Here is a 4,894-nt window from a genome sequence, read left to right on the forward strand (position 1 = left end):
ACATCCATCCGGTGAACAATCTGCGCGTGCTGACTTCGCTGCGCACCCTGTTCGGCGCCGGCGACCAGGATGTCGCCAACTGGTTCCGGCATTGGGTCAATGAAGGTTTTGGCCCACTCGAGACATTGCTGACGGCTTCGCCCGAAACCGGCACATTCTGTCATGGCGACACGCCGGGGCTGGCAGACATCTGCCTTGTCGCCCAGGTCACCAGCAACGCCCGTTTTGGCGTCGATATGACGCCCTACCCGACGATTTCGCGCATCAACGCCGCCTGCATGGCGCTACCCGCCTTCCAGAAAGCCGCGCCCCAGAACCAGATCGACGCCGAGTAAATTCACCGGCCGACGCGCAGCGACAGCGCCCAGAACAGCAGCGCTAGCAAGCCGATGCCAACGCCGAGCAGCGAGACACCGCTCCAGCCGGCCACGCCATAGGCCATGGTCGAGACGATCGAGCCCAGCGCGCTGCCGAGCGAATAGAAGATCATGTAGCCACCGACCAGCCGGCTGCGGGCATCCGGTCGACGCGCGAAGATCAGGCTCTGGTTGGTGACGTGTGTGGCCTGGATCGCCAGATCCAGCATGACGATGCCGGCGACCAGTAGCCACAGCGACATGCCCATGAAGGCGATCGGCAACCAAGCCGCTGTCATCAGCAGCAGGCTGAGCCCGGTGACCAGTTGCCCGCGTCCCCGATCCACCAGGCCACCGGTCCATCGCGCCCCCAGCGCGCCGGCGACGCCGGCGAGCCCGAAAAGTCCGATTGCGGTGTGCGACAGCGAGAACGGTGGCGCGCTGAGAGGCAGCACCAGCGGCGCCCACAGCACGTTGAAGCTGGCGAAGATCAGCAGGGCGAGAACCGCGCGCACACGCAGCAGTGGCTCCTTCACGAACAAGAGCACCACCGAGGCCAGCAGGCGCGGATAGCATGTGCTTGGCCGCTCCGCCTCATGGCGCGGCAGGACGAAGTAGAGAAGCACCGCCATGACGAGCGTGAGTGCGGCCGAGATGAGATAGACCCAGCGCCAGCCGGCGAAATCGGCGACGACGCCGGCGACGAAGCGGGCAAGCAGGATGCCCAGGATGACGCCGCTGGTGACGGTGCCGACCGCTCGCCCCCCCTGCGATGGCGCGGCGAGATCGGCCGCGTAGGCCACCAGCACCTGCACCACCACGGCAAGCAGCCCGACAACGGCGAGGCTCGCCAGCAGCATCGCCGCGTTCGGCGCGGCCCCAACGGCTATCAGCGCCACGCCCGAAAGGACCGCCTGCCCGGCAATCAGCTTGCGGCGATCGAACAGATCGCCCAGCGGCACGATGAAGAACAGGCCAAGCGCATAGCCGATCTGGGTGACCGTCACCACGATGCCGATCGAGGCCGGCGCAATGCCAAAATCATGCGCCATGGCGTCGAGCAGCGGATGGGCGAAATAGACATTGGCCACGCTCAGGCCGCAGGCGATGGCGAAAATCAGCGTGGTCATCCCGGACAATCCCGGCGATGACGCCGGCGTCACCTGCTCGCGCTCCTCGGTTCGCTCCGCCTTCGTCGCGGCGCCGTTCATCACCTCTATATTCATGTCGCTCTCCGCAAACGGTTTCAAATTGAAACCGCTTGCTGGATAGACAGAACAGTTTTATGTTGCAACCAAAATGACCGATCTGGACCAACCATTGCCATGGTGAAACGAACGAGCCACCAGAGTGCGGACTGCCTGATCGCACGACCGCTCGACGCGATTGGCGACTGGTGGTCGCTGCTCATCGTGCGCGACGCGTTCGACGGGTTGCGGCGCTTCGGTGAGTTCCAGAAAAGTCTCGGCGTTGCCAAGAACATCCTGTCGGCGCGCCTGCGCAATCTGGTTACGCACGGCATCCTCGAAACCGTCCCAGCGCCCAACGGCGGCGCGCATCATGAATATGTGCTGACGCAAAAAGGACGCGGCCTCTTCTACGTGCTGGTCGCGTTGCGCCAATGGGGCGAGACCTATTTCTCCGACCCCGGCGAGCCCTACACATTCATGGTGGATACCGAGAGCGGCAGGCCGATAAAGCGCCTTGAAGTGCATGCCGAGGACGGTCGTCTGCTAGCCCCCGGCGACACCAGGCTTGCCGATTTCCGCAACCAGGAAAACAGGTAAACGTCGTTCCTTGGTTCGGCGGAGCGGCCATCCTGGTGGAATCGATTTCCGCTTGACCGGACAAGGAATCGGCTATCTTTCCGGTGACAAATGCCGTCTCAAGGGTGGAGTGACCGATGAAAGCCGTCGTCTTCGAAAAATTCGGCGAAGCGCCGACGATCCAGACTGTTCCCGATCCCAAGCCGGCTGCCGATGGCGTCGTCATCAAGGTCGAGGCGACCGGGCTGTGCCGCAGCGACTGGCATGGCTGGATGGGCCATGATGACGGCATCACCCTACCGCACGTGCCGGGACATGAACTGGCCGGCGTGGTTGTGGCGGCCGGCAAACAGGTCACCCGCTGGAAGGCGGGCGAGCGCGTCACCGTGCCGTTCGCCGTCGGCTGCGGCCGCTGCTTCGAATGCAACTCCGGCAATCACCAGGTCTGCGAGCATCAGACACAGCCTGGCTTCACCGGCTGGGGCTCGTTCGCCGAATATGTCGCTATCGAGCACGCCGACACCAATCTGGTGCGCCTTCCCGACGAAATGGAATTCGCCACCGCCGCCAGCCTCGGCTGCCGCTTCGTCACCTCTTTTCGCGCCATCGTCGACCAGGGCCGGGTGACGCCGGGCGAGTGGGTGGCGGTGCATGGCTGCGGCGGCGTCGGCCTGTCGGCGATCATGATTGCCAGCTCGATGGGCGCCAATGTCATCGCCATCGACCTCACCGACGAGAAACTGGACTTCGCCAAAAAGATCGGCGCCGTGGCGACCATCAACGCGTCCACGACGCCGAACGTCGTCAAGGCCGTCACGCAGATCACCAATGGCGGCGCCCACATGTCGATGGACGCGCTCGGTCACCCCACGACGTCCTTCAACTCGATAGCCAACCTGCGCCGGCGTGGACGTCACGTGCAGGTCGGCCTGATGCTGGGCGAGCACGCCCGCCCCCAGGTGCCGATGGACAAGGTGATCGCCTTCGAGCTCGAAATCCTCGGCAGCCACGGCATGCAGGCCTATCGCTACCCCGCGATGATGGAGATGATCCGCCACGGCAAGCTGAAGCCCGAACTGCTGGTCGGCAAGAAGATCAGCCTCGACGAGGCGCCCGCGGCCTTGATGGCGATGGGCGGTTTCGAGGGCATCGGCATTGGCGTGGTGACGAAGTTCTAGCGAGGGTCGGCATCATCACTATGCAGCCGCACGCCGCGGCAAATCCTGCTTGGCGAATTTCTTCGCGCCGAACACACATGTCACCACGCCGAGCGTGACGACGATCATCATCGGACTGACCTGTTCACGCAGCAGTGTCGCCGCTAATGCGAGCCCGAAAAACGGCTGCAGCAGCTGCAACTGCCCCACTGCTGCAATGCCGCCTTGCGCCAGGCCGCGATACCAGAAGACGAAGCCGATCAGCATGCTGAACAGCGAGACATAGCCAAGACCGATCCAGGCATTGGAGCCAACGCTGGCGAAGGACGACGGCAGGGTAGCAACCGTCAGCACCAGCATGACCGGCAGGGACAGCACCAGCGCCCAGCAGATCACTTGCCAGCCGCCCAACCTGCGCGACAGCGCGGCGCCTTCCGCGTAGCCAAGGCCGCAGACGATGATGGCCGCAAGCATCAGCCCATCGCCGACCGGCGAAGCCGTCACGCCTTGCGCAAGCGCGAAGCCCGCCACCAGCGCACTGCCGAGGCATGAGAACAGCCAGAAGGCCGGCCTTGGCCGTTCGCCGCCACGCAACACGCCGAAGATCGCGGTCGCCAGCGGCAGCAAGCCGACGAAGATGATGGAATGGGCCGACGTGACATGCTTCAGCGCGAGCGCCGTCAGCAAGGGGAAGCCGACGACCACGCCAAGCGCAACGATGATGAGCGACAGCAAGTCATGACGCCCGGGGCGCTTCTCGCGGAACACAAGCAGAAGGGCGAGACCAAGCAGGCCGGCTATGACCGCGCGGGCCGATGTCAGGAATATCGGATCGAGATCCATCACCGCCACGCGCGTCGCAGGCAACGAGCCGCTGAAGATCAGCACGCCGATAAATCCGTTCACCCAGCCGCTCGCCGTCTTGTCCATTGCAGGCTCCATTGCTTTCGCCCTCTATGGTGCGAACAACCGTGGCGCGGCCAGAGACAATGGGGTACAATTCGACGAAACTGTAGTGACGAATTGAGCAGTACGGATGACAGACCTTGCTTTGGAACCCGACGGCGCACGCACCCTGGTGGAGAGTGTGATGGCGACCATCCGTCAGCGGATCGCCGCGCGCAGCCTGACACCGGGAACCCGGTTACCGTCTATCCGTGCCTTCGCGAAGTCCATGCAGGTATCCAAATCCACCGTCGTCGAAGCCTATGAGCGGCTCGCCGCCGAAGGCGCGATCCGCTCCCGGCCGGGTTCCGGTTTTTATGCCGCCGGCTCGCTGGCGCCGCTGTCTTTGGCCGAGATCGGCCCCCGGCTCGATCGTGCCGTCGATCCGCTCTGGGTTTCGCGCCAGTCGCTGGAGGCTGGCGAGGAAGTCCTGAAACCCGGCTGCGGCTGGCTACCGGCTTCATGGATGCCACAGGCCGGGCTCCGCAGGGCATTGCGCACGGTCGCGCGTGCCGACGATGTCGCGCTTGCCGACTACGGCACGCCGCTCGGGCTGCCGCCGCTGCGGCAATTGCTGGCGCGGCGCCTGGCCGGGCATGGCATCGAAGCTTCGCCCGAACAGATCATGCTGACGGAATCGGGCACCCAGGCCATCGACCTGCTGTGCCGG

Annotated in this window: 5 protein-coding genes and 1 pseudogene; 4 read left to right on the forward strand and 2 right to left on the reverse strand. The window is 64.5% G+C overall.

Translation table 11 applies throughout. The annotated features are described in order from the left end of the window. Positions 1 to 335: pseudogene (locus tag EOA36_RS27705) on the forward strand (maleylacetoacetate isomerase); the annotation flags it as partial. Between the two features lie 2 nt (positions 336 to 337). On the opposite strand, the gene EOA36_RS27710 reads toward EOA36_RS27705, so the two are convergent. Next, the gene (locus tag EOA36_RS27710; RefSeq protein WP_127280259.1) at positions 338 to 1,582 is read right to left on the reverse strand and encodes an MFS transporter; all 1,245 of its coding nucleotides are present in this window, start codon (positions 1,580 to 1,582) and stop codon (positions 338 to 340) included. 99 nt (positions 1,583 to 1,681) lie between these two features. On the opposite strand from EOA36_RS27710, the gene EOA36_RS27715 reads away from it, so the two are divergent. Beyond that, positions 1,682 to 2,143, forward strand: coding sequence for a helix-turn-helix domain-containing protein (locus EOA36_RS27715; protein ID WP_127280260.1), 462 nt, complete (start codon positions 1,682 to 1,684; stop codon positions 2,141 to 2,143). Positions 2,144 to 2,259: 116 nt separating this feature from the next. Further along, the gene (locus EOA36_RS27720; RefSeq protein WP_127280261.1) at positions 2,260 to 3,300 is read left to right on the forward strand and encodes a zinc-dependent alcohol dehydrogenase family protein; all 1,041 of its coding nucleotides are present in this window, start codon (positions 2,260 to 2,262) and stop codon (positions 3,298 to 3,300) included. Between the two features lie 18 nt (positions 3,301 to 3,318). Here EOA36_RS27720 and EOA36_RS27725 read toward each other — a convergent pair whose 3' ends face one another. Next, positions 3,319 to 4,209 (reverse strand): DMT family transporter, encoded by an 891-nt coding sequence (locus tag EOA36_RS27725; RefSeq protein ID WP_127280262.1) that lies wholly within the window; start codon positions 4,207 to 4,209, stop codon positions 3,319 to 3,321. 106 nt (positions 4,210 to 4,315) lie between these two features. On the opposite strand from EOA36_RS27725, the gene EOA36_RS27730 reads away from it, so the two are divergent. After that, the coding region (locus EOA36_RS27730) for a GntR family transcriptional regulator (RefSeq protein ID WP_127280263.1) at positions 4,316 to 4,894 on the forward strand (579 nt) is incomplete at its 3' end.

The sequence above is a fragment of the Mesorhizobium sp. M8A.F.Ca.ET.021.01.1.1 genome, from assembly GCF_003998025.1.
In the GTDB taxonomy this organism is placed as follows: Bacteria; Pseudomonadota; Alphaproteobacteria; order Rhizobiales; family Rhizobiaceae; genus Mesorhizobium.